This window comes from Bradyrhizobium sp. BR 1433 (assembly GCF_051547665.1).
Classification (GTDB): domain Bacteria; phylum Pseudomonadota; class Alphaproteobacteria; order Rhizobiales; family Xanthobacteraceae; genus Bradyrhizobium; species Bradyrhizobium australafricanum.
Genome location: NZ_JBPUGG010000001.1, coordinates 3251270 through 3275994, shown reverse-complemented (window position 1 = coordinate 3275994; position 24725 = coordinate 3251270). Strand labels below are relative to the sequence as shown.

The following is a 24725-nucleotide window of genomic DNA, read 5'->3' as shown; positions in this document are numbered from 1 at the left end:
TTCGCCAAGCTACCCAACGAAACGCAAGTTGATCGCTTCCACTCTTGAGATAGGATAAGTTTCTGGCGTCTTGCATTTTGCCGAGTAGGCGGGGATGTTGCCATCCCCGCCCCTCACAGACCCGGACGAGCGGATTACCCGCATCCGGTTCTTCACGCGCAAGCTTCGCTCACGAGACGGCATATTGGTGGACGATCTTGGCTGTCGGCAGCGGGTGTCGCGCGAGCATGGCTCGGAAGCGCGACCACGGCAGATTGCTGTGGCGACCACGCCGCGCGAGCCATTTCTTCCATATCCGCGTGAGCTGGTAGTGATACCATCTGATCCGTCGGCCGTTGCCGGAGATGCCGTAGTAGGCGCAGTGCCCCCCCCCCGGATCACCCGCGACAAGTGCGCGTGCTGTTCCCGGAACGGGCGATGCAGGTTGAGCCGACACCATTCCGTCACGGAAGCCAGCGCGCGGGCATAACGGTCTTTTGCCGTTATCTGTAGGACGACATTCTTACCCCTCCTCGATTGACCCCATACATGGGTGAAGCCAAGGAAGTTGAATGTGGTCCCCGCCGTCGCGGGATGACGCCCACCGGGGCGTTTGAACCGGAAGTCTACGAAGTGGGTCTTGGTCGGATGGAGTTGAAGCCCGTACCGACCGAGCCGCTTACCCAGCACATTCAGCAATCGCTTGCCGGACAGATGGTCCTCGAAGGCGATCACCGCGTCATCAGCGTATCGGACCAGTTGGCATCGCCCCTTGACCCGCGGTCGCGCCACCTGCTCGAACCATTCATCCAGCACATAATGCAGGTAGATGTTTGCAAGCAGTGGCGAGATCACGCCGCCTTGGGGCGTTCCACCAGTCGTGCGGCGCAGGACGCCCTTTTCGAGCACCCCCGCCTTCAGCCATTTATCAATCATCCTCCGGACGATGCCGTCCGCGACTCGCTGATCGAGGAATCGGCGCAGGTGCGTGTGGTCGATGGTATCGAAGTATTTCGAGATATCGACGTCCACCACCCAACGCAGCCCTTGCTCCATGAACCCATTGCGCAGAGCGTGTAGGGCATCATGGGCCGATCGTCCCGGTCGGAAGCCATACGAGCACGACAAGAAGTCGGTCTCGTAGATCGGCTCCAGCAGCAGGAGAATCGCCCGCTGTGCCACCTTGTCTTCCAATGTCGGGATGCCGAGTGGCCGTTCGGTCCCATCCGCCTTCGGGATGTAGTGCCGTCGCACCGGCGGCGCGATGTAACGTCCGGATTTGATGCGCGCCAGGAGATCACAAAGATTCGCCTCCAGGTTCGCTTCATAGTCCGTCGCCATCATGCCGTCGATACCGGGCGCGCCATCCTTGCGCGTCAGGCGATAGGCCTCGAGCATCCATTCACGGTCGATCAGGTGATGCAGCGAGGTCAGCACCCGCTTGGGATTCTTCCTCGCCAGATCGGCTATCCATTGTCGTTTCGTGGACAGGTTCGTGGACTTAGCGTTCCCTCCCGTGTTTCTCGTCAATGGCTCTTAACGCGTGGCGGCTCCCTTCCCTCGAGCGGGTCCCGGTGAGCCCAGTTCCCCGCCTTCCTCGGTACTACGAAGCCGCTACGACTTCCCGCCGCGCGTGTCCGTCGGCTTATGTCTTCACCTCGGGATTCCACATGCCTTGGTGTTTTCGTGTTCGCGTGCGCGCTCCCGATGCTCGCCAAGTCGGTCATCAGGCCTGGAGCGTTGCTGTGGCCGGTGCTCCGTGCCGGCTTTCCCATGTGGGCACAAACGGGACCTCTCAGGTTTCCTGGTATCCCATCCCGTACCTTTGCCCTGCTCAGAGACCCCGGCCGAACCGGTCAGCCTGGCCGTAGCGGCTTTCCCAGTGCTGCCCCCGGATCCAACACGACGAAGGCTTCAGCACGACCGTGATTTCGAGGCTGGTCACAGGGCTTCAGTACCCGCTGTCTACGCTTCACGAGTGACGTTGCCGTCACCCATGCAAGACTCGCTTCCGGCTGGCGGGCTCCGCCTTTGCCGGGAGGGCGTCGAACCCTCTGGGTCACGTTGAAAGGTTTCAGATTACATTCTTCCTCCTTTCCAGGACCTGTCCTGACGCAAGCTGGATGCACAGTCGTCGCCAGTCGCCAGTCGCCAGTTTGGCGATCGATCACTATGCCGAAGCAGCAACCGGCAATCGGTATTATCTCTCTGAACAAGCCGGTTTCGATTGGTGGGAAGCCGCCTTAATTCACGCTTACAAGTTGGATGGACGATTGCCAGGAAAGGCATTTCAATCGGCTAATCGTCCGAACTACCAATAACGATCCGTTGCGGCGCCCGTGAAAGTCCTTGCTGCTCCGCAGGGTAGCGGCCAATCGCGGTATGCCGATTGCGCAATCGACACTATTGGAGCTCGTTGATGTTAAGGATTGAGTTATAACCGACTAGGTGCTGATTCCGCTCGATGTCGCCCACGATTCCGGAATGATCTCGCCCACCGTTCCGATTTGATGTCGCCCGCCATTCCGAGATGATCTCGCCCACCATTCCGGGATGATGTCGCCCGGGGTGACGAGGCCTCTTCTGGCTCCGATACGGTCCCGCCTTTCGGCTTTGCGAAGGGGGACCTGGATGCCGACGGAGAGGTTTGCGATGCGCCATGTGCGCGATGTGATCAGATTGAAGTCGGCCGGGATGCCGACCCGCGAGATTGCGCGGCGGGTGGGGACAGCCCCTTCGACGGTGCGGTTGACGATCCACCGGTTCGAGGCGGCGGGGCTGACCTGGCCATTGCCCGACGACATCACCGACGCTGCGCTGGAAGCCCGGCTGTTCGCCAGCGCGGGAGCCGGTCCCGGCGCCCGGCGGGGCCATCGCCGGCAGGCCGAGCCGGACTGGGCGGCGGTACACCGCGAACTCCGGCGCAAGCATGTGACGCTGTCGATCCTGTGGGACGAGTACATCGCGGGCGAACCCGGCGGGTATCGTTATTCGCGGTTCTGCGAGCTCTATCGCGCCTGGGAAGGCCGCCTGTCGGTGACGATGCGCCAGTCGCATACGGCCGGCGACAAGCTGTTCGTCGACTATGCCGGCGACGGCGTGCCGGTGGTAATCGACCGGTTCACCGGCGAGCGACGCGCCGCGCAGATCTTCGTCGCGGTGCTCGGCGCATCGAGCTTCACCTACGCGCAGGCGACCTGGACGCAGGGGCTCGCCGACTGGATCAGCGGCCACGTCGGCGCCTTCGAGGCGATCGGCGGCGTGCCGGCGCTGCTGGTGCCGGACAATACCAAGGTCGCAGTGATCAAGGCCTGCCGCTACGATCCGCAGATCAACCGCAGCTACGCCGACATGGCGGCGCATTACGGCACCGCCATTCTGCCGGCGAGGCCGCGACGGCCACGGGACAAGGCGAAGGTCGAACAGGCGGTCCTCATGGTCGAGCGCTGGCTGCTCGGGCGGCTGCGCCACCGCACCTTCCACAGCCTCGCCGAGGTCAACGCGGCGATCACCGAGCTAATGACCCGGCTCAACGAGGAGCGGCCGATCCGGCGGCTCGGCGTGACCCGCCGCAAGCTATTGGAGGAGATCGACCGGCCGGCGCTCAAGGACTTGCCGGAGAGCCCCTACGTGTTCGCCGAGTGGCGGATCTGCCGGGTCAGCATCGACTATCACGTCGAGGTCGAGGCGCATTACTACAGCGTCCCGCATCGCTTCGTCCGCGCCGAAGTCGAGGTGCGCTTCACCGCCCGCACCGTCGAGATTTTCCACAAGGGCGAGCGGATCGCCGCGCATCAGCGCATGAGCGGCAACCACAAGCACACCACCGTGCCGGAACACATGGCGTCCAGTCATCGGCGCTACGCCGGCTGGACCATCGAGCGCATTCGCAAGGAGGCCGCCACGATCGGGCCGGCCACCGCGGCGCTGTGCGACCTGATCCTCGATGAGCGGGCGCACCCCGAGCAGGGCTTCCGCGCTTGCCTCGGCATCATCCGGCTCGGCCAATCCTACGGGCAAGAGCGGCTCGATGCTGCCGCCATGCGGGCGATCGACATCGGCGCCCGCACCTACAGTTCGGTCAAATCGATCCTTGCCAACAATCTCGACCGGCGTCCTTCACCCAAGCGCCCCGCGGACAACGCGCCGGTCCTTCATCCCAACATCCGCGGGCCGCGCTACTACAATTAGGAGATCACGCCTTGCTCACGCATCCGACCCTCGATCAACTCCACGCGCTCGGCCTTCATGGCATGGCCAAGGCCTTTGCCGACATCGAAGCCGGCGGCGATGCCGCAAGCCTCGGCCATGCCGAATGGCTCGCGCTGCTGCTCGAACGCGAAGCCTCGCTGCGACGCGACAAGCGGCTATCGAAGCGGCTGCAATACGCCAAGCTGCGCCAGCAGGCTTGCGTCGAGGACATCGACTATCGCACCCCGCGCGGCCTCGACCGCAGTCTCCTGACGATGCTGGTCGAAGGCCAATGGATCGACGACCACGCCAACCTGCTGATCTGCGGACCTTCCGGCGTCGGCAAGAGCTGGCTCGCCTCGGCGCTCGGCAACAAGGCCTGCCGCGACAATCGCTCCGTGCTCTATCAGCGTGTCCCGCGGCTGTTCACCGATCTCGCTTTGGCGCGCGGCGACGGCCGCCACCCGCGGCTCCTGCGGGCGCTCGGCCGCATCGATCTGCTCATCCTCGACGACTGGGGCCTCGAGCCGCTCGACGCCGCAGCCCGCCACGACCTCCTCGAGATCCTCGAGGACCGCTACGGCCGCCGCTCCACCACCGTCACCAGCCAGCTGCCCGTCGATCAATGGCACGCGCTGATCGGCGATCCCACCTACGCCGATGCCGTCCTCGACCGCCTGGTCCACAACGCTCACCGGATCGATCTCAACGGCGAGAGCCTGCGGCGAACCCGCAAACCCGATCGAAAGGCCTGAGCCAGTGGCGCTGTGGACATGCCGCTGCGCTTGGACAACGCAAAGAGCGTTGCCCACATGCCCACAGCAGACCAACAGCAGACGAAGAAGGGCCTCAAGCCGCGATTCAAGTTGACCCCGCGGCTTCACCGATGCCAGAAACCAAACAGCCAGAACGCCTCGCGCCCCGGGCGACATCAAATCGGAATGGTGGGCGAGATCATCTCGGAATCCTGGGCGAGATCAAATCGGTACACCCGGGCGAGATCATCGGAATCCGCAGACTAGGACAAAAATGATCGACGCCTTCCCCTACTCGGCGCGGGAGGCGGAGACCGAACAGGAGCCATCGTCCGTTCGGTAATTTCTAACGTTCCAATATTCGGCTAGGCTCTTTCCGAAATTGTCAGCGACCTGATCCCAAATCAGCGAATTAAGCGGGTCGAGAGATATCTGGAGCTATTGGGAACAGTTGGAAGAGATGAAGGTCTCGGCGGAAAACGTGAAGGAGAGAGCCTGAGAGTATCGATTTAATCGAAGACGGTGCCTATCAAACGTAACCGGTATGAGCTCCCACGTCCGCGGTGATCAGCGTGTGCATAGGTAGCGGATAGGCATCCAATATTGGCGCAAGGCCTCGACGGCCGCCGGGATCTCGGCGTAGGTGTTATGGTCGCCTTGCGGTGATCCGAGCGGCGGACGGTTCTGATCGTCGCGATTGTGCCGCAGGATGGGCAGCAGCAGGCGACGTTGCCGGCGTCCAGCAACGGCGTCCGCGCCGAGAACCTGAGCCGCATCGCGGCATAGAAGCCCTGACACCACGGGCGCGGATCGATATCGCCATTGACTTCGCGCCGGTGCATCGGTTCGAACCGACCGGGCGCGGTCGAGAGGGTGTTGCTGATGTCGTCGTGGCGCAGTGCGACGGCCGATATCGCGGCTCACTCCGGCGTGCCGCCATGGTTGAAAGCGTCGGCATCGATCGCGAGCAGCGGGCAGATCCAGTCGAGCGGGCTCATCGACACCGGTCCGGCTACGATCGCGGCGGCATAGCCGTCAAGCATGGGAATGCCGGCGGCGGCAGGATGCCGATCGACGCGAGCCTGGAACCATCGCTCGAGCTCCGCAAGCGGCATCGCGGCTGACGCCATCGACGATGCTGCTTTATGGCGACGCGGGCTCATGCGGCAGCCTGTGCGGCGCGCGGGCGCGCCCCCTTCCGGTTCCAGGCGAGCAGCTCGTGCAGCTGATGACTCCTGGTTCGTCCGGACACGATGCGCTCCAGCACGTCGGTCAGGTAGACCTGAGGATCGAGCTCATGAAGCGTTGCCGTGTTCACGATCGACGCCAGGATCGTCCAGCTCCCGGCGCCGCCCTCGCTGCCGCTGAACAGCGAGTTGCGTCGTCCCATTGCAATCGGGCGCATGGAGCGCTCGACTGTGTTGCTGTCGACCTCGACACGGCCGTCGCGGAGAAACAGCGTCAACCCGTCCCAGTGATTGAGCGCGTAGTTGATGGCCTCCGCCAGCTTCGATCGGGAGAAGAGCTGGCCGACCATTGCGGTCAGGCGCGTCCTGAGCACCATCCATCGATGGAGCGGACCTGGTGCGACGGGCGGAAAGCCGCTGCTCGGCACTGCTGCCGCGGATCTCCGCTTCGATGGCATAGACTGCCTGCAGGCGTTCGATCACTTCGCGTGCGAACGGCGACTGGGTCGTCTTGTACACCTCGACGAATTTGCGTCGGGCATGGGCGAGACAAAAGGCGAGCTGGATCGCGCCCGCATGATCTCGCGCCAGCGCCTTGTAGGCGGCATAACCGTCCACCTGCAGAATGCCGGAAAAGCCCGTCAACTGTGCGGCGATCTCCTCCGTGCCGCGACTGTTGGCGAACACGTAGGCAACCGCCGGCGGCGAGGGCCCGCCCATGGCCGGTCATCCATGGCATCGCAGATGCGGGTGCGATGTCGTCCGGGGTCGAGCACCGGCATCGGCGTCTCGTCGCAGAACACGCGCGGTGCAGCCTGTATCGTAGAGGCTCTTGAACCACTAGGCGGCACGCGTGACCCAGCCGGCGAGCGTCGCGCGGTCAAGCTGGATGCCCTGGTCGGCCAGGATCTGCACCTGCCGGTACAGCGGCAGATACCAGGCGAACTTCGAGGCCACCACATGGCTCACGAGTGCCGTCGAGGCCATGCTGCTCTCGATCAAGCGCGGCAGCACCTTCGCCTGGACCACGCCGTCGGTGCAGCTGCGGCAGGCGTACTTGGGACGGACCGTCCGCAGCACCTGCAGCATCGCCGGGATCACGTCCAGCACCTCGCTGACGTCCTCGCCAATCTTGTGAAGCTGGCCCTGGCAGCACGGGCACCCGGTCGCCTCCGGCTCCAGCACCTGCTCACAACGCGGCAGGTGCTTGGGCAGTGCACCGATGTTGCGGCGCGCTCTCTTGAGTGGCCTGTCGGGGGACTTCGCCGCAGGCGCATCGTCGTTGGCCGGCGCAGGCCGTGTGGCGTCGGTTTGAAGATCATCCAGAGCTCGAGCGCAAGTTGCTCGTCCACGAGCACCGCAAGCCTCTCCGAACGCTTCCCGAAGATCATCTCCCTGAGTGTCTGCATCGCCACGCGCAGCTTCTCGTTCTCGGCGTCAAGCGCGAGTACCGTCTCGGTCAGAGCCGCCGGATCGGTCGGGAGAGCATCGGGACGAATCGCCATGATCAGACGATACAGGCGCGCGCCGCATGCACCAGCAAAATCCTCACTCCTCAACCGACAACGGCCGGCTGCTTCACAGGCTTGGGTGAGACACGCGTCCACTCGAGCCCGTCAAGCAGCATCGCAAGCTGCGTCGCACTCAGATGCACCACACCGTTGCGGATCGGCGGCCGGTCGAAGCGCCCCTGGTACAGCCACTTCGTTACCAGCACCATGCCGCTGCCGTCCCACGCCAGAAGCTTCACTCTGTCCATGCGCTTGCTGCGGAACACGAATACGTCGCCGCAATACGGGCTCGCGCGCAGTGCTTCGCTCACCAGCGCCGACAGCGTGTGCACCGATTTGCGAAAGTCGACCGGCTGTGCCGCCAGCACCACCGTAAGGTCAGCCCGTAGCGCAATCACCGGATCCCTCGAAGCGCCGACGCGCCGTCACAAGCGTCGCCAGTTCCACACCCGGCGCGATCCGGATGCGCGCCCCGCTCAGCTCGATCTCGATCATCCCGCAGGCCCTGGTCGGCGGCGCGCTGATCTCCTGTGCAGGCGGAATACGCTCGTCGGCTGTGCCGCTGCTCTCGGCCCCAATTTGGATTGGCACAAAGCTCGGCGCCTTGCTCACGACTTCCGCCGCAACCTGACGTCGCCACACCGTGAGCAGCCCGCGGGCAACGCCATTGCGTCGTGCTACCTCGGAGATGTTTACGCCTTCCTCAAAGCTCTCCGCCACGATCCGGGCCTTCTCCTCGCCCGTCCATCGTCGCCGGCGACGTTCCCCGGTGATCAACTCGACGCGAGGATAGGAATCACCTTCCTGCCTGGCATCATGCATGGCATTTGCCATCGTTCCACCTCCGATCGTCGCTCACAGCTCGAACAGTTTGATAGTAACCGGCGTGAGGCTCCCATCTAGGCATCCCTCGGCCAGCGCGCGATACAGCTGGCATGAGCGGATCGGTGGAGGCGGGTATCGCGGACGGTGACGCTGAAAAACTGAAGGCAACGCGTATTCTGGTCCTGATTGGCGAGCTCGACGACCGCGACATACTTCTACTGGAATCGTACAACATGCATAACGATCCGAAATCTCATCGCGAGGGTTATCAAAATACCGAAAGTTTGCGCCTGAGCGGCCGGTGATTGGATCTCCGCCAGAACTCATTGAACGCTGGCGGCTTCACGAGGCATCGCTCCAAAAATTGGAGCGCTTGGCCTTACTGAACAATCATATTCGCGTCATGTTGCAGCCAAACGCGGATCGGGCGAGCGCGACAACCGACACTCAAGCCGAGGCCATGGACAAGGCTAGGACCCTGGATCCCGACGCAACGTTTCACGTCGAGCGGGTCCGTGACATTGGTCCTGGAAGGGATAAATGGCGAAAGCTTCAGACGCGAGCTTGCAAAGCTCGATGACGGCCGGTCAAAAAAAGTTGGCCTCCTCATTTGTCGAAAGGGATGGACCGGATATTTCTTTTAGTTGTAAAGCCCGGCCCAATGTATAGAAATCCCCGTGTTTTGTTGAATTCTCTCGGGGCTTGGCATGTCAGACGCCGATTTTGCGCAACAGCCATTCAGTGCAGCGGAATTCGCAGAGAATCCTGAAAATCGATGCCCCGTTATTCTCGTTCTCTACAACTCTGGTTCGATGAGCGGTGCTCCCATCCAGCAACTAAACGACGGCCTCTAGGCATTTCGCGACGAACTATCGACGGATAGTCTCGCTGCCAAGAGAGTTGAGGTGGCCTTTTTGGGCCTGTCCAGGTTCAATCAGATGCGAGGCCCCTGTGCGTTTTCGCCGGAGATCGGTTTCTGACCCATGCGCCGATATCGGCACGGTCACCCCACTTCAGACAGTTCGCGCGGACGGTCGGGCCCCAAGTTCCCCCGTGGTTCCGCTGCATCCGGGAAGATCACGCCATGTCGCATCCGGATGAAGCGGGACCGCGGCCAGCCTGGCATCTCCCGGACTTTGTCGAACAGCTGATGCTTGGACGATCGTGCTTGATCGACCGGGTTTTTGATCACATGGCGGATGCGGTTTCTGTCCTCGCCGATCCAACGTCTGTCTCCGGATCCTGGGAATCCTGCCCCTTGACCTCGATCGTGAGGAAGCCGCGCACGGGATGCACGACGACGAAGTCGGCTTCGCCATCCTGTTCCTCGCCATAGGGTGTGATTCCAAGCCACGGCCGGCCGTAGAAGACGGTCCATTCAGGACCGAGCGCGCCCTCTAGCGTATCGTAGACCCGAACCACCGCACACGGTGTTGCTCATTCTCACGCAGCTGCCGTGGCAGCCGGGCAGGCCACATCCGCACTCCACTCATCCCTGACCGCTCCGCGGCAGTTCACCGAAATATCCGGCTTCGGGGGCTCCGGGCTTTCCGACGAGCAGCGCGCTTCGAGAAAACGGTTGAGCTCCTCGCAGGAGTTTTCAGGGGCGAGCACACAGGAATGACATACCACCAGCGAAAGGTCCTCCTCACGCAAGAGCATGTTCTTCGATGCAAGGGGACCGGAAGGCGCGTGAATGCGAATCGACGGAGGCTCACTCAAGTGTCAGCTATCGTTGTTTGTAGTTCAAAAAAAGCGACCCTCGATATACTCTAAGCTGGACCAACAGTTGCGCAGATCTGGGGAAAACACTTCCGAGAAGAACAAGGGGTTCCATGTTCGTTGCTGGTGGCCAAGTCGAAAACCTCAAACGGACTGCGAACATTTGGCGCCGCCGAAATCGATATCGCGGCAGATTTTCGATCATACTCAGTGAGCGGCTATGACGCATCAGACCTCAACCCGCGCACGGGTTGAAGAGTGCATCAGTAGAATTGGGAAAATCCCGTAGCGACGCGGAGAGCGACGAGCCAGACCGGGATTGTTGATATTGGTGCTCCTCGTCATCCCGAGGAATACGAGCGAGCAAACGTTCTTGCCAGAGATCGAATCAACATTGGATTCGTATCGACGACATTTGGACTCAATGCGCATCAGCTGCCCGAGAACGAAACGTTTCGTGTGCACAAGACGAAACTCTCTTCTAAGTACGTCCGAACGGATTTAGCGTTGCTCAAAATGCAAGTTGAGGATTGCAAGAAGCGACATTGTGATTTCAGTATTGCATCAATCCACTGGGGCTACGAATTTGAGTTTTCCCCACGTGACAGACAAATCGAGGTCGCTCGTTCGTTGATTGAGGAGGGGGGGCTGATTTTAGGTCATGGCCCTCGCCTTATTCAGCCGCCTGAATATTGCCAGACAAAGAGGGATCCAGATCGTATTGGCTTTATTGGCTATCTTTTGGGGAGCTTGATGTGGGGATGGTATACCGCGCCGTGCCTCATTTTAAGTATGATCTTAGACATTCAATTGTCCACGGGGAGCAGAAATGGCGCTCGCTGCACTTACATCGAAACTATCAAGCTCATCGAGCCGGCCGTGCCCGCGCCTGTTGGTATGCGCACTTGGCTGAAGCTGTTCAGGGTGCATCATGCCAAGAACGCCCTAGTTGCTGGTGCCTTTGCTGACCGCACACAAATTCGAACTGGGATCGGCGTCGCTGTTTGCCGTAATCGCATTGTCGCTCTGCGCGTCCGGAACCTACACCCTGAACGATCTTCTCGACATCAAGGCGGATCGCGCGCATCCGACCAAGCGCAACCGTCCGATCGCAAACTGAGCGATCCTGGCGTCAGCCATCCGCAACTGCTTTTGGTCGGTTGTCCGATCTTGATGTACTGGATCGGCCGCGTGATGCTGTTCGCGCAGCGCGGATTGATCGACGCCGATCCGGTCATCTTTGCGCTGAGGGATCGCGTCAGCTGGGTCGCGCTCGGCGCGATCGGCGCCATCATGCTCGCCGCCATCTAGCGATGCCGGCGGCTGCGTTGCCAAGACGCGTGATATCGACCCCCGGTCCAAGTGGGCTCGGCCTGTCCGGCTGGGGTAATTATCCCAGGGCGTCGTCTGAACTGCTTGCGCCGCAAACGCCGGCGGGCGCGCGGGACTATCTGCTTGAGCGGTCCGGGGTCGTCGCGCGCGGGGCTGGACGCGCCTACGGCGACGCGGCGATCGGAACGCAATCCACGATTTCGTCGCGCGGCCTGAACCGGATGCGGAGTTTCGATGCCGCAAGCGACCAATTGACGGTCGAAGCCGGCGTGACCATCGCGGAGATCCTTGCTGCGTTCGAGCCGCGTGGCTTTTTCCTGAAAGTCGTGCCCGGCACGAAGTTCGTGACGATCGGAGGCGCGATCGCGGCCGACGTTCACGGCAAGAACCACCACCGCGATGGTGGCTTCGGCAACATCGTCGACTCGTTCCGCCTCGCGCTGCCGGGCGGCGAGACCATCACCTGCTCACGGTCGGAAAACGCCGCGTTGTTCGCGGCGACGCTGGGAGGCATGGGCCTGACGGGCATGATCCTCGACGCGACGTTGCGGCTGCTGCCGATCGAGACCGCCTGGCTGCGTCAGGACACCCGCGTCGCCGGCAATCTCGACGCGGCGATCGATCAGCTGGATAGCAGCGCATCGAGCACCTATTCGGTGGCCTGGATCGACTGCCTTGCGCGCGGCGCGGCGCTCGGACGGTCGCTGGTCTATCTCGCCGAGCACGCCACGCGCCGCGACAAGGATATGCTGGGGTCCGGCCTCGAGACGTTTCCCAGGCTTCGCGCGTCGCGGCTCGCGGTCCCCGAGCTGTTTCCGGGATGGCTGCTCAATCGCGCATCGATGCGGGTGTTCAACGAGCTGTACTTCCGCCGCGGCGCCGCGCATCCGGGCAAGCCGCGGCTGGTCCATTGGGACCCGTATTTCTTTCCGCTCGATGCGATCGCCGACTGGAACAGGATCTACGGCCGGCGTGGCTTCGTGCAGTATCAATGCGTGATCCCGCTCGACCGCGCGCATTATGTTCTCGCCGAAATTCTCGATCGTGTGTCGCGGCGCGGCGATGCGTCGTTTCTCGCGGTGCTCAAGCAGCTCGGCGAAGGCAGCGGGCCGATGTCGTTTCCGCTCCGCGGCTACACGCTGACGATGGATTTTCCCGTCACCGACGCGCTGTTCGCCTTTCTTGACCAGCTCGACGCGCTGGTGGTCGATGCCGGCGGCCGGCTCTATCTCGCCAAGGATGCGCGGCAGTCCCGCGCGACATTCGAATCCGGATATCCCGGCCTTGCGGCCTTGCGGGACATCCGCCAGCAGACCGGGGCGAATACCCGCCTCGTGTCCCATCTTTCAGCACGGCTTGGAATTTGATGACCGGCGCAAAATCAATTCTGGTGATCGGCGGCAGCTCGGACATCGGGCACGCGACCGCGCTGCGCTATGCGAGCGAGGGATGGCGCGTGATGCTCGCCGCCCGCGATATCGAGGCGGCACAGCGCAATGCGGACGACATCAAGACGCGAAGCGGTATCAAAACCTCGGTTGTCGCGCTCGACGTGCTGCAGACAGGGCAGCTTGCCGGCTTCGTCGCCGGCCTTTCCACACTTCCTGACACCGTCGTATGCGTTGTCGGAGAGCTCGGCGATCAACCGCGTGCCGAGACCGATCCCGAGCTTGCGACGAGGATCATGCGCACCAATTTCGAGGCGCCCGCGCTGCTGCTCGAACTGTTCGCGCAAGCCTTCGAGAAGCGCGGCTCGGGAACCATCGTCGGAGTCAGCTCGGTCGCCGGTGATCGTGGGCGGGCCTCGAATTACTACTACGGCGCGGCCAAGGCGGGCTTCTCGCAATTCCTGTCCGGCCTGCGCAACCGCCTGGCACTGGCAGGCAAGGTCCGCGTCGTCACCATTAAGCCCGGATTCGTTCGCACCAGGATGACGGCGCATATGAAGCTGTCGGCCCCCCTGACGGTTCAGCCGGATCGCGTTGCGGAAGACATCTTCCGGGCGGACGTTACGAGGCCGCGTGACGTGATTTATGTGGCCCGGCGGTTTTGGCTGGTGATGGCGATCATCTGCACGCTGCCGGAAGCGATTTTCAAACGGATGCGGATCTGATGCTGGCACCGCCGTCGCCAGTGCTGGCCCGGCCGCGAGCAGCTCGTGCAGTCCGGCTCGATCTGGCAGCGCGTCCCGGTCGCGCCGATCCTGCTGTGGCTCGTGCTGTTTGCGGTGGAGCTGATCCTCGCATCGCGCTCTGCGACGGCCGGCTGGTCTTCACCCTGGACGACCCCTATATCCATCTTGCTGTCGCCGATCACATCCGGCTCGGCGGCTACGGCGTCAATGCGTCCGAGGTCTCGTCGCCAAGCTCGTCGATCATCTGGCCTTATCTGCTGGCGGTGACCGAGACGCTGCATCTCGGCGCGTTCGGTCCGCTCCTGATCAACGCCGCGGCTGCGGCCGCCACCGTGGTGGCGTTTCTGCGCATCCTCGACACGGTGGGGCTGTTCGAGCAGCCGGGTAGCATAGTCCTGTACGTCTTCGCCGTGGTGCTTGCCATCTTCTCGTCGAGTGCGCTCGCCTTGCCGATGACCGGCATGGAGCACAGCCTGCACGTCTGGACCACGATCGTGACCTTTGCGGTCCTCACGGAAACCGCACGTGGGCGGTCGCCGACCACCGTGCAGTTTGTGGCGCTTGTGCTGCTGCCGCTGATTCGTTTTGAAGGGGCGGCATTTGCCCTTGCCGCAGTCGCAGGATTTGCGCTGCTCGGCCAGCGTCGCTTTGCAGCCGCGGCCGCCGTCGGCATGCTCTGTGCATTCGCAGGCTACTTCGCGCGGATGACCTTGCCCGGCCTTCCTCTGCTGCCGAGCTCGGTGCTCCTCAAATCGCGGATTGCCGAGACGGCTTATGACGGCACCGGCACATTTGGCCCCGTTCTCCGTAACCTGAGCGCCAGCTTCGACAATCCCCTGGGCTTCCGCCCGATATTGCTCGGCTTTGCGCTCGCCTGCGTGACGGGGCTGCTCCGGTCCGAGCGCGGTACGCTGACTGTCAGTGCCACGGTCGTGGTTACAATCGGAGCGCACCTTGCGTTCGGTCAATATAGCTGGTTCTTCCGCTATGAGGTCTAGCACTACTTTGGCAGATTGTTGATTTTGCCGCGTTTTATAGGATTCCCGAATCAATTTTTCAATGATTCATGGGTGGTCGGCTCTGGGAGGGCTGACCATGCCCGGATGGGAAGACGAACTCGAACGCTGGCTGATGCCGTTCTTGGACCGGCTGGGTCATAAGACCCGGCAGCGGATGTGTCCTCTCTATGTTGCGGGACTGATCGGTCCTGGCGATCGCAAGAGCGTTCAGCCGATGGCGGAGCGCCTTGCCACGGGCAACTACGACCAGCTGCACCATTTCATTGCGGACGGTGTCTGGGATGCGACGCCGCTGGAGACGGAGCTGCTCAACCAGGCGGACCGACTTGTCGGCGGCAGGGATGCGATGCTGGTTATCGATGACACCTCACTGCCGAAGAAGGGTGAGCGATCGGTCGGTGTTGCGGCTCAATACGCGTCGGCTCTCGGTAAAACCGCAAATTGCCAAACGCTGGTGTCTTTAACGCTTGCACGCGGCGAAGTGCCCGTGATGGTCGCGTTACGTCTCTTTCTGCCTGACAGTTGGACAAGCGACATATCTCGTTTGAAGCGCGCTCGCGTGCCAGTCGAACATCGAACGGCACGGTCCAAGCCCGAGATTGCTCTAGCCGAGATTGACCGCGCGATGGCCAGCCAACGTGCGCTTTGGATGTGTGCTGGCGGATGCAGGATACGGCCTCAGCGCACCGTTTCGACAAGGGCTAACAGAGCGCGGGCTGACCTGGGCTGTCGGTATCCCTCGGCACCAGAAAGTGTATCCGGTCGATGTGAAGCTCATTTGGCCGATCACCAAAGTCCGTGGCAAACCACGAAAGCACCACGTGCCCGATATCTTATCGATTGCGGCCGAACAAATGCTGGCCAGCGCCAAATGGAAAACCCTGAGTTGGCGTAGCGGGACGAAAGGTCGGCTGAAAGCCCAATTTGCTGCTCTCCGTGTCCGCACCGCCGACGGCCCTTCGCAGCGAATATGGGATAAAGGTCAGCAGCATCTCCCAGGCGACGAAGCCTGGCTCATTGGTGAGCAACGTGCCTCCGGGGAGAAGAATACTATCTCGCCAATCTTCCGGCGGCGACGGATCTGCGCACGCTGGCCGCCACCATCAAGGCACGGTGGATTTGTGAGCAGGCGCATCAACAGCTGAAGGAGGAGCTTGGACTTGATCACTTCGAAGGGCGATCATGGCAAGGTCTTCATCGCCACGCCTTGATGACAATGATAGCCTACGCCTTCCTGCAACATCGTCGCCTCGCATACGCGGGGCGGAAAAAAAGAATCGAACGGGCCTCCGCCTCAGCCAACCATGCCAGCCGTACGTCACGCCATCGTCGATCTCATCCTTCGGCCGCCGCCTCAGCAGTGCCCATATTGCCGAAAGGAAATCCCTGAAAAACAGCGGCGAAAACACAATCTGCCAAAGTAGTGCTAGGGTCAGGACCTATTAATTTTGATTGATGCGTGATTCAAGGTCTCCGGATACGGAGACTTTGATGGGTGATTTGTTTCTGTTGAGCGAGCGCCAGACGGCGCGGATATCGCGGTGTTTTCCCGTTGGCGCATGGCGCGCCGAGAGTTGACGACCGGCGCGTCGTGAGCGGCATTGTCTATGTCATCCGCAACGGCCTGCAGTGGAAGGACGTACCGAGATGCTACGGCCGCACAAGACGCTCTACAAGCGTTTCATCCGTTGGAGCCGGCTCGGCGTGTTCGACCGGACCTTCGCCAGCCTGGCGGCGGATGGGCCGAAGCCGGAGCGTATCATGATCGATTCCACACATTTGAAAGGGCACCGAACGGCCGCCAGCCTTTTAAAAAGAGGGTTCTTTCTTATTCATGATGTGCGAGCATGAAGAGTGGCACATTTGCGTTGCGGGGCGGAGTTGCGCGGATGGGTTGCGGAGTTTCCGCGATTTGGGTCGGACGTGGGGGAACGCGTTTGAGGAGCGATGGGGGATGAGCGGGGCATCATCGCCCCGTTGGTCACGGTGGTTGAGACAAGAATGCGTCGACCAGGCCGCGGAACAGATCGGCTTCGGGACAGGCTGCGGCGAAGGCGATACGGACGCGGCTTGTGGTCTCGACGAGGCGAGCGGCGAATTTGAGAAGCCTGAGCCTGATCGTTGCGAACTCGGCGGTGGCGAGGTCGCGCGGTTTCGGGATCTTATCGAGCACGATGAGGACGAGCCAATAAGCGGCGGCGTTGAGGATAAGGCGGACCTGATTGGCGAGCGCCGAGCGGCAGCTGGTCCGATCGGAAGCGAGCTGACTTTGTGCAGCTTGATCAGGTTCTCGGCCTGTCCACGTTGGCAATAGAGGCTGTCGTAGATCCATTGAGCCGAGCCAATGCCCATGCTGGTGACGACATAACGGATATCGAGCCCGTGCCCGGTCGCCTTGATGCGGGCGACGACGCGACGCTCCCGATGCCAGGAACCGGCGGCGTGGCGGACCTCGGTGTAGTCTCGAACCACAGCCTTGCCTTCGATCGCCCGTTCGACGCGGACCGCGTCGGCGACCTCCTCGACCTTCATGGCGAGCGGCCTGGTCCCGGCCACGGCGAAGACGTAATCGATGCCGTTTTGCTCACAGAACTCCATGGCCTCAGGGCGGGCGTAATGAGTGTCGCCGCGGAAGGTGATGCGCGTCGTGGGCCATCGCTTTCGGATGTGACGGACGAGGCGGCGCAGATGGGCACGAACTTCGAGGCCGCCCGGCACCTTGCCCGGGCACAGAACGACCGCAACAGGCCGGCTGCGCTCGGTATCGTAGACATGAATCGGCAGAAAGCAGTGCTCGTCGTAATGCGCGTTGAACGATGATAGCTGCTGAGGCCCAGCCGCCCACCATCGAAAGCGGCTGTGATCTTCTTGCGCCTGACTGCGGGAAATATGAAGGGCAGAATCGTATCGTCGACCATGGCGGGTGTGGTTGCCTCGATGTCAGCGCAGAATTGGTGTTAGCAACCGAATCCTGCGCCCCATCAGCGGCTTACACCACACTCGCCATCACCGCACAGGCCCTTCATGAATAAGATGGGCTAGACGAGCTTTTTTGGCGTTCTGTTGAGGAACTGCAGGCTTAATTCGCCCTGTCTTTTTCCGGTGTGGCGCCAATCGCGCCGGCTCCTTTAGGATACTGCTGGTCTTAGTAGGTCCGCGATTTTCGGTTCTCATGTAAGTACGCGCGGGGCGTTCTAAGGTGCGTCGCAACGCGCAATGACGTGCGTGAGTTGGGTCGATATGTCCGCAGTCCGCATCTGAGAAACCCGTGCTTGTTAATGTGGACGACTTACTTGCAAGGAGACGGATGATGGGTGAGGTAGTTGGAGGACCAGCTAACATGCGAACGTTCGAAGCGTTGGAATCGAACGTCCGCTTGTACTCACGTTCGCTTCCGGATGTTTTCAGTCGGGCGCGCGGTTCAATTATGCTAACGGATAGTGGCCGAGAGGTCATTGACTTCCTTTCCGGTGCTGGAGCGCTGAACTACGGTCACAACAATCATGAGATCAAAGCTGCCATTACTGAGTATCTCGCGTCGGATGCCATCATACACGGGCTTGATATGGCCACTCCTGCGAAGCGCGAATTCATGGAGACTTTCGACTCTGTCATACTTCGCGAACGGGGACTGCAGAATTATCGGTTTCAGTTCACCGGGCCGACAGGTGCCAATGCCGTTGAGGCAGCTTTAAAGCTCTCACGCAAGATCACGGGACGTCAGAACGTCATCTCATTCACGCATGGATATCATGGCCTGAGCTTGGGGGCGGCTTCCGTGACCGGTGGTCGTCTTTTTCGCCAAGCTAGCGGCGTCGCGTTGTCCGGCGCTACCTTCATGCCCTATGATGGCTATCTCGGGCCAGCTGTTGACCCGGCTGACTACCTGCGGAAGGTATTGCGGGACGAGAGCAGTGGGATCGATGCTCCAGCTGCCATTATCGTCGAAACAGTGCAGGGAGAAGGGGGAATAAATGTAGCTGGCAAGGAATGGTTGCGATCAATTCAGGCCATATCTAAGGATGTTGGCGCCCTTTTCATAGTTGACGATATCCAAATGGGTTGCGGCCGCACAGGCGAATTCTTCAGTTTCGAGTTCGCAGGATTGTCGCCCGATATCGTCACAATGTCGAAGTCGCTGAGTGGGTACGGTCTGCCATTGTCGATGCTGTTGATCAAGGAGGAACGCGACGCGTGGCGACCAGGTGAACACACAGCTACGTTTCGAGGAAACAACCTTGCGCTTGTTTCTGCTACCGCAGCGATAAACATTTATTGGCGCAGCCGGACTTTCTCGCAAGGGGTGCAGCGCATGGGCGAGGTTATGCGCCGCCGGCTTGAGGCCATTGCATTCGAGCACGGAAACAGTTTTGAGGTTCGCGGACGAGGCATGGCCTTGGGGTTTGATTGCCAATTTGCTGAAATCGCAGAGGCAGCGACACGGAAAGCATTTGAGAAGGGATTGATTATCGAGCGATGCGGACCCGGAGATCAGGTCATAAAATTTCTACCTGCGCTCACGATCGATCTGGAGACATTAAATCAGGGCATCGATATATTCGATGCAGCTTTAGCTGAGACAATGAAACAGCCAGAGTAGCAATGACCTAACGGAACCGGTCATCCACACCATGTTAGAGGCGCGGATGCTGACGCGGCCGGGACAGGGAAAATGAGTGGTTCGCTGATGCGCGAGACTGATGACAATCTCGAGTCAATCGCCTGCGGATTCCGATTGATGTCAGCCAGGCGTTTCGACGTGGAAATGTAGCCGAACAGAATTTCGCTTGGCGAAGGCTTCGGTGCGAGCGTGTCGTGCTCGTCTTTAGCTTCAGTGTAGAATCGTACGCCCCACCGGCTCATGCATCTGGTGGTCGCCAAAGAGGACGCCTTCCATGCACCAAGCGAATGGAATACCATCGGTACCGGGATCGGCACGTTGAAGCCGACCATGTCGACTTGGATGCGAAAATTCGCGCGCGGCACCTTCGTCGCTCGTAAGGATGGCGGCACCGTTGTCGAACTCGTGCGCGTCGATGGCGTCGGCGGCTCGTCGTACGATTTGGCACGTGCGACGGGGACACCCGCCCGAAGATCTCATCCTTGTAGATCTTCATAGCGGTCGCGATGTGATCGAAGAGCGTTCCGCCGATGAAATAGCCCTTGTCGTAATCTTGGCTCCGGAAGTCGGTCCATCGACAATCAGTTTCACTCCTTCGTCTACACCGGTATCGATATAGCCGCGGAGCTAGTCGATATGCCGCTTGGTCACAAGTGCCCCCATCTCGGCATCGGGATAGTGTCGCGGTCGACGAATTTAGGCGCGCCAATGTTTCCGATCAAGCTGTCGGCAGTTGTGTCTCCGGCTGCGACCGCTACGGAAATCGCCACGCAACGCTCGCCGGCTGCGCTGTAAGCGGCACCCATGAGCGCGTCAACCGCCTGAATGGCTTTGGACCGGCATTGTGATGATTGATGGGTCAATAATGTCTGCGCGCAGAGCCTGGATGCTGCGATAGATGCCGCGTCGGATCTTCTTGTCGTAATGATCGCGAAGAAACGCTCGACATGATTGAGGCACGACGAGCTGGTGGGGTGAGATGGACATGCTAGCGCGGCCATTGGCGAGCCACTTGCGGATCAGTGGGGCCTTGTGCGTGGCGTAGTTGTCCCATGATGAGGTGAAAATCGAGACCGCGCAGGACGGCGGCCTCGAAATCTGTGGCGCGGTGGCGAGAATAGCATTTTCCAATGACCTTGCCCGTCGCAATGTCGAGTGCCGCGAATAGCGAGGTCGTACCGTGGCGCGTGTAGTCATGGCTGCGCCGTGCGGGTTGATCGGGGCGCATGGGCAACATGGGCTGGCTGCGGTCGAGCGCATGGATTTGGGACTTCTTGCCCACACACAGGACGACGGCATGCTGGGGCGGGGAAAAGTAGAGGTCGACCAGATCACGCACCTTGGCCACGAAGTCCGGGTCGGTCGAGAGCTTGAACGTCTCCATGCGATGAGGTTGCAAACCGAAAGCATCGCCAGATGCGCTGCACGCTTGAGACCGACAGGCTGCTTTCCTTCGCCATGCCCCGCGAGCTCCAATGCGTGGCGTTCTTGGGAACGCTCTCCAGCGTCGACACGATCACCGCTTCGATGCGCGCGTCATCGATTGTGCGCGGCGCTCCGGACCCAGGCTCGTCGCGCGAGCCATCCACGCGGTTCTGCACGAAGCGTCTGCGCCATTTGCCGACCATATTCTCGACGACCCCGAGCTCGGCCGCCACCTCCTTGTTCTGCGCGCCCTCCGCGCAAGCAAGGACGATCCGCGCCCGCAGTGCCAAGGCTCGGGCCGTCTTGCGTGGGCCCGCCAGCCCCCCAACTCGAGCCGCTCCTCATCAGTCAGGGCCAAAGGGGGCCAAGCGATGCGCCATTGAATGCTCCATTGTTGCTACCGGCAAGATGTGCCACAGCGATGCGACTCCAGTACGACTCTAATCCTGCGAACTTGTGACTCGGGACACTGGACCATGCTGCGAGGACAGCAATGCTGCCCGTGAAGGAGGTCGATCATGATGTCTGACAAGGTCAGGCCTCATCATCTGGAGCGCAAGGCGATTCTTTACGTGCGTCAATCCTCGGCCCACCACGTGTTGCACAATCGTGAGAGCAGCGCGCTTCAATACGCCATGCGAGACCGGCTGACGGCACTCGGTGGTCAGAGATTGAAGTGATCGATGATCACCTCGGTCGTTCAGCCGCCGGCGGCATACAACGCCTGGTTTCGAGCGAATGGTAGCGGAGGTTTGCCTTGGCAAGGTTGGTGCGGTTTGCGCCCGTGAGGTCTCGCGCTTCGCCCGCAACAGCCAGGATTGGCAGCAACTCATCGAGATGCGCCGCGTGGTGGATACCGTTCTGGTCGATCAGGAGACCATCTATGTGCCAAGGCACGGCAACGACCGCCTGCTGCTCGGGCTCAAGGGCAGCCTCAACGAGTACGAGCTGGATTTGTTGCGTCAGCATTCGCTCTCGGTCCGCTACGAGAAGGCGCGCCGGGGCGAGTTGGTTGTGACGGCGCCCGTCAGCTTCGTGAAGGCCGACGACCGTTGTGAGAAAGACCCGGATCGGCGTGTCCAGGAAGCGATCAAGCTGGTGTTCGGCAAGGTCGAGGAACTGGGCAGTGCGCGACAGGCTCTCTGCTGGCTCCACGAGTACAATCTCGATCTGCCGGTGAAGCAGACCAACGGCGACACGGCCTGGCGGCGACCAAACTACTCCGCCATCACCGGATCATTGAGAACCCGGTCCACGGCGGCGCCTATGCCTATGGTAAGACGCTGTGGCGGCGGGATACGGCGCCGCGGGCGTGTGCGTGAATATCCGCCGCAAGGCGCGAAACGAATGGCTGACGCTGAAGCCCAACACTCACGAAGGGTATGAGCTGGGAGAAGTTCGAGGCGATTCGCACCATGGTCAGTAGCAATCTCCCATCAGTCGGCATCACGGCGCGCCCAAGCATCGTGAACGCGCTGCTGGCCGCTCTGATCCGCTGCAAGCGCTGCGGTCGCAAGCTCGCACTCCGGTACTCCGGCATGGAAGATATATCCCGCGCTACAGCTGCAGCCGCGCATGGATGGACAATAGCGGGGCCCAAGCAAGGCCCAGTTTTCGGCTCCGACCTCATGACCGGCGAAGAGCGCGTTTTTTCTGGTCAAGCAGATCGGCCGGATCGCGTTTTCAACCGGATTGGTGTCGAGCGTCAAGACGCCCGTCATCGAGGAAGCGCGTCAGCCCCTGCCAATGATTGAGCGCGTAGCGGATGTCATCAGCGAGCGTCGAGCCGCTGGAGATCATCGACAGCTGTTTCTCGAACCCCGGCTCAACGCCTCGACGAGCGGCAGCGAGTGTTCCTTGCGCGCGGCCAGCCTGATATCCGGCGGTGAACCGCGTACCATGGCTTCGATGGCGAAGAGCCGTGCGATCTGCCGGACGGCGGCCTCGGCGATCGGAGATTTACTGTTGCGGGCCAATTTGACGAAGCGCCGGCGCAAATGGCTCCAGCAATGTACGAGCGTCCACGGCCCTTGCGGTCGGGCGACTTCGATCAGCCGATCATAACCGTCATAGGCATCGCATTGCAGGAAGCGTCCGTTGAAGCCGTCCAGGAACTGCTCAGCGAAGGCGCCGCTGTGACCGGGGGCATATCGGAACAGCACGATCGGCGGACTTGGGCCGCTATGGCCGCGGTCGTCGGAGACGATCGCCCAGAAGTAGCCCTTCTTCGTTTGACCACGCCCGGGATCGAGCACCGGCGCCGTCGTTTCATCCATGAACGGGCGATCCGCCGCTGCCAGATGGCGGCGCATGTGGTCGGCAACGGGCTGCAGATGGCGGCCTGACCAATTGCCCAGTGTCGCCTGATCAAGTCGGATCCCCTCGCGCGCATAGTTCTCGGCCTGACGGTAAAACGGCGTATGGTCGCCAAACTTGGACACGATCACCTGCGCATTCGGTCGGTAGTCCGCGAGGCACGACATGCTCCGGCGCGTTCGCCTGCACGACAGGGCCGGAGCAGCGGCGGCAGATGTATTTCGGCGGCGCGTGACCACCACGCGCCATTGTGCCGGGATCACGTCAAGACGCTTGCTGACGTCCTCGCCGATCTTCGTCATCGCGCCGCAGCCGCACGGACAGAACGTGCTCGCAGGCTCGAGGATCCGCTCTACCCGCGGCAAATGGGCAGGCAAGCAGCCCCGATTGCGATGACGGTCCTGATCCGATCCAGCACGCGATCGGCCCCTGATGACCGCCGCAGCCTTCTCCTGTGCAGGACGCCTTGTGCAATCTCCACGTCTTCGAGCGGCAAATGATATTGATCTGGCCGCAGCTTTTCGGACTTCGCTCCGAACTTCTCTCGGCGTAGTTCCCGAGAATGACCTCCATCCGGCGCAGCGCTTCTTCCGACGTTGCCAGCGCCGCTTGATGTTCGCTCAATGCTGCCTGCGTTTGCGCTAAAAGCGCCTTCATACGTTCATTCTCGTCGCGAAGCGTCGCGGTGCTCATGCGCCATGTCGAGCACATCTGCGCCGCCGGCACCGTGCCCAACTCGGTACAGAGTCATTCTGCCGCACTTATCCAGCGACCTGTGGACGCCGCGCTTCCTCCGGGCGGACCAATCGCCAATCCAGGCCTTCGAACAGCGCGGTGAACATCGCCGGCGATATCCGCATCACGCGGTTCTCAATCTTTGGCCACACGAACTTGCAACCCTTGAGGCGTTTGTGCACCAGCGCCAGGTCCGTTCGATCCCACACCAAAATCTTGATCCGGTCCGCCCGTTTCGACCGGAACACAAAGGCTGCGCCACTGTGCGGTTATGTTGCACGCAACATACCCGCACCTGCGGGCGTCCTCGCTCCAACTGAAGGTCGTTCGCGTTGACGCCGGTCGCTTCGGACACGCGAGCGCCGGTTCTCGCCAAGAAGAGCAGAAAGGCCCGGTCGCGCCGGCCGCGGGGCGTCGTCTGATCAGGGCTGCGATGATGGCCTCCACCTCGGCGTTGGTGAGATGATGCGTCACCTCGATGTGGGCCCGTTTGGTGGGGATCGTCAGAACCCGTTGGGCGACGCCGAACGAGGCGGGATCGGCGGCAGCGACGTGATGGAAGAAGGATCGGATCGCGGCTAGTCGGGCGTTGCGCGTTGCGACGGAGTTGTTCCGCTTCTCCTCAAGCTCGTCAAGAAAGGTGAGAACAAGGTCCCGATCGAGATCCTCAAGGGCCAGCGCCGCCGGCTTCTTCCCCAAATGGGCGGCGGCAAAGAGGATCAGCATGCGCAAGGCATCGCGATAGCTGGCTAAGGTCGCGGAGGTCGCGTTGCGCTGCTTGGTCAACCGGCGACGAAAGTACGACTCCAGGAGCGGCGCCAGCAGGAGGTGTTCGTTCATGCCGCGCCTCCGTCGAGGAAGGCGCGCTCAGCCGCGATGGCGAGGAGATCCGACGAGCCGGTGAGGTAGTAGGCTGTGTCGCTATAGTTGGCGTGGCCGAGGTAGGTGGCGAGTAAGGGCAGCAGCGCTTGGA

The 24725-nt window shown here is 61.4% G+C and carries 21 protein-coding genes and 6 pseudogenes; 14 read left to right on the top strand and 13 right to left on the bottom strand.

From position 1 onward, the window contains the following. Positions 1-9: 9 nt before the first annotated feature. A complete protein-coding gene (gene ltrA, locus ACSKB9_RS16180; protein ID WP_438074219.1) occupies positions 10-1416 on the bottom strand; it encodes a group II intron reverse transcriptase/maturase in 1407 nt (468 codons plus the stop codon). A 1215-nt stretch (positions 1417-2631) separates the two neighbouring features. On the opposite strand from ltrA, the gene istA reads away from it, so the two are divergent. After that, on the top strand, positions 2632-4170 hold the full coding sequence (istA, locus tag ACSKB9_RS16175) for an IS21 family transposase (protein WP_438080202.1): 1539 nt from the start codon (positions 2632-2634) through the stop codon (positions 4168-4170). 11 nt (positions 4171-4181) lie between these two features. Further along, complete coding sequence (istB, locus tag ACSKB9_RS16170; protein ID WP_076828398.1) at positions 4182-4925, top strand: IS21-like element helper ATPase IstB; 744 nt, start codon at positions 4182-4184, stop codon at positions 4923-4925. A 920-nt stretch (positions 4926-5845) separates the two neighbouring features. Here the strand turns inward: istB and ACSKB9_RS16165 are convergent. The 4 genes and pseudogenes from ACSKB9_RS16165 to tnpA all read right to left on the bottom strand — a co-directional run bounded on the left by ACSKB9_RS16165 (position 5846) and on the right by tnpA (position 8457). Next, on the bottom strand, positions 5846-6055 hold the full coding sequence (locus ACSKB9_RS16165) for a hypothetical protein (RefSeq protein ID WP_438074218.1): 210 nt from the start codon (positions 6053-6055) through the stop codon (positions 5846-5848). A 29-nt stretch (positions 6056-6084) separates the two neighbouring features. Further along, positions 6085-7617 (bottom strand): annotated as a pseudogene (gene tnpC, locus ACSKB9_RS16160) (IS66 family transposase). Between the two features lie 50 nt (positions 7618-7667). Next, entirely contained in the window at positions 7668-8021 is a 354-nt protein-coding gene (tnpB, locus tag ACSKB9_RS16155) for an IS66 family insertion sequence element accessory protein TnpB (RefSeq protein ID WP_438074217.1), read from the bottom strand. Beyond that, positions 8002-8457: an IS66-like element accessory protein TnpA gene (gene tnpA / locus ACSKB9_RS16150; protein WP_438074216.1), complete on the bottom strand. Its 456-nt coding sequence runs from the start codon at positions 8455-8457 to the stop codon at positions 8002-8004. Before tnpA ends, tnpB (ACSKB9_RS16155) begins: the two co-directional genes overlap by 20 nt. Positions 8458-8558: 101 nt before the next feature. On the opposite strand from tnpA, the gene ACSKB9_RS16145 reads away from it, so the two are divergent. Continuing rightward, a complete protein-coding gene (locus ACSKB9_RS16145; RefSeq protein WP_438074215.1) occupies positions 8559-8753 on the top strand; it encodes a hypothetical protein in 195 nt (64 codons plus the stop codon). Positions 8754-9636: 883 nt separating this feature from the next. On the opposite strand, the gene ACSKB9_RS16140 is transcribed toward ACSKB9_RS16145, so the two are convergent. Next, positions 9637-9870 (bottom strand): hypothetical protein, encoded by a 234-nt coding sequence (locus ACSKB9_RS16140; protein WP_438074214.1) that lies wholly within the window; start codon positions 9868-9870, stop codon positions 9637-9639. Positions 9871-10470: 600 nt separating this feature from the next. Here ACSKB9_RS16140 and ACSKB9_RS16135 point away from each other — a divergent pair. The 6 genes and pseudogenes from ACSKB9_RS16135 to ACSKB9_RS16110 all read left to right on the top strand — a co-directional run. Then, positions 10471-11481: pseudogene (locus tag ACSKB9_RS16135) on the top strand (CapA family protein); the annotation flags it as partial. Positions 11482-11483: 2 nt separating this feature from the next. Next, positions 11484-12869 carry an FAD-binding protein gene (locus tag ACSKB9_RS16130; RefSeq protein WP_438074213.1) on the top strand — a complete coding sequence of 462 codons (1386 nt, stop codon included), beginning with the start codon at positions 11484-11486 and terminating at the stop codon, positions 12867-12869. Then, a complete protein-coding gene (locus ACSKB9_RS16125; protein WP_438074212.1) occupies positions 12869-13615 on the top strand; it encodes an SDR family oxidoreductase in 747 nt (248 codons plus the stop codon). The genes ACSKB9_RS16130 and ACSKB9_RS16125 overlap by 1 nt, the downstream gene beginning before the upstream one ends. Next, the gene (locus ACSKB9_RS16120) at positions 13552-14634 is read left to right on the top strand and encodes a hypothetical protein (RefSeq protein ID WP_438074211.1); all 1083 of its coding nucleotides are present in this window, start codon (positions 13552-13554) and stop codon (positions 14632-14634) included. The genes ACSKB9_RS16125 and ACSKB9_RS16120 overlap by 64 nt, the downstream gene beginning before the upstream one ends. Positions 14635-14695: 61 nt before the next feature. Further along, a pseudogene (locus ACSKB9_RS16115) lies at positions 14696-16045 on the top strand (IS701 family transposase). A gap of 101 nt (positions 16046-16146) precedes the next feature. Further along, positions 16147-16476: pseudogene (locus ACSKB9_RS16110) on the top strand (transposase); the annotation flags it as partial. A 160-nt stretch (positions 16477-16636) separates the two neighbouring features. Here the strand turns inward: ACSKB9_RS16110 and ACSKB9_RS16105 are convergent. Continuing rightward, positions 16637-17490, bottom strand: a pseudogene (locus tag ACSKB9_RS16105) (IS1380 family transposase); the annotation flags it as partial. A 505-nt stretch (positions 17491-17995) separates the two neighbouring features. Between ACSKB9_RS16105 and ectB the strand changes: the two are divergent. Both ectB and ACSKB9_RS16095 read left to right on the top strand, forming a co-directional pair. After that, positions 17996-19255, top strand: coding sequence for a diaminobutyrate--2-oxoglutarate transaminase (gene ectB / locus ACSKB9_RS16100; RefSeq protein WP_438074210.1), 1260 nt, complete (start codon positions 17996-17998; stop codon positions 19253-19255). Between the two features lie 261 nt (positions 19256-19516). Further along, positions 19517-19774, top strand: a complete 258-nt coding sequence (locus ACSKB9_RS16095; protein WP_438074209.1) for a hypothetical protein — start codon at positions 19517-19519, stop codon at positions 19772-19774. A 490-nt stretch (positions 19775-20264) separates the two neighbouring features. Here the strand turns inward: ACSKB9_RS16095 and ACSKB9_RS16090 are convergent, their stop codons facing one another. Both ACSKB9_RS16090 and ACSKB9_RS16085 read right to left on the bottom strand, forming a co-directional pair. Next, positions 20265-20660, bottom strand: a complete 396-nt coding sequence (locus tag ACSKB9_RS16090) for a hypothetical protein (RefSeq protein ID WP_438074208.1) — start codon at positions 20658-20660, stop codon at positions 20265-20267. Further along, a complete protein-coding gene (locus tag ACSKB9_RS16085; RefSeq protein ID WP_438074207.1) occupies positions 20608-20991 on the bottom strand; it encodes a helix-turn-helix domain-containing protein in 384 nt (127 codons plus the stop codon). The genes ACSKB9_RS16090 and ACSKB9_RS16085 overlap by 53 nt, the downstream gene beginning before the upstream one ends. Before the next feature lie 228 nt (positions 20992-21219). On the opposite strand from ACSKB9_RS16085, the gene ACSKB9_RS16080 reads away from it, so the two are divergent. The 3 genes from ACSKB9_RS16080 to ACSKB9_RS16070 are packed head-to-tail and all read left to right on the top strand — an operon-like array spanning position 21220 to position 22455. After that, positions 21220-21381: a hypothetical protein gene (locus ACSKB9_RS16080; RefSeq protein WP_438074206.1), complete on the top strand. Its 162-nt coding sequence runs from the start codon at positions 21220-21222 to the stop codon at positions 21379-21381. A gap of 58 nt (positions 21382-21439) precedes the next feature. Beyond that, positions 21440-22087, top strand: coding sequence for a recombinase family protein (locus tag ACSKB9_RS16075; protein ID WP_438074205.1), 648 nt, complete (start codon positions 21440-21442; stop codon positions 22085-22087). After that, positions 22084-22455 carry a hypothetical protein gene (locus tag ACSKB9_RS16070; protein WP_438080645.1) on the top strand — a complete coding sequence of 124 codons (372 nt, stop codon included), beginning with the start codon at positions 22084-22086 and terminating at the stop codon, positions 22453-22455. Before ACSKB9_RS16075 ends, ACSKB9_RS16070 begins: the two co-directional genes overlap by 4 nt. Here the strand turns inward: ACSKB9_RS16070 and tnpC (ACSKB9_RS16065) are convergent. The 4 genes and pseudogenes from tnpC (ACSKB9_RS16065) to ACSKB9_RS16050 form a co-directional block, all read right to left on the bottom strand. Next, positions 22385-23382, bottom strand: a pseudogene (tnpC, locus tag ACSKB9_RS16065) (IS66 family transposase). The gene ACSKB9_RS16070 and the pseudogene tnpC (ACSKB9_RS16065) sit on opposite strands and share 71 nt — an antisense overlap. Then, positions 23282-23710, bottom strand: a complete 429-nt coding sequence (locus ACSKB9_RS16060) for a hypothetical protein (protein WP_438080643.1) — start codon at positions 23708-23710, stop codon at positions 23282-23284. Before ACSKB9_RS16060 ends, tnpC (ACSKB9_RS16065) begins: the two are co-directional and overlap by 101 nt. A gap of 68 nt (positions 23711-23778) precedes the next feature. Next, on the bottom strand, positions 23779-23961 hold the full coding sequence (gene tnpB / locus ACSKB9_RS16055) for an IS66 family insertion sequence element accessory protein TnpB (RefSeq protein ID WP_438074204.1): 183 nt from the start codon (positions 23959-23961) through the stop codon (positions 23779-23781). Continuing rightward, complete coding sequence (locus ACSKB9_RS16050) at positions 23888-24592, bottom strand: site-specific integrase (RefSeq protein ID WP_438074203.1); 705 nt, start codon at positions 24590-24592, stop codon at positions 23888-23890. The genes tnpB (ACSKB9_RS16055) and ACSKB9_RS16050 overlap by 74 nt, the downstream gene beginning before the upstream one ends. Positions 24593-24725: the final 133 nt, after the last annotated feature.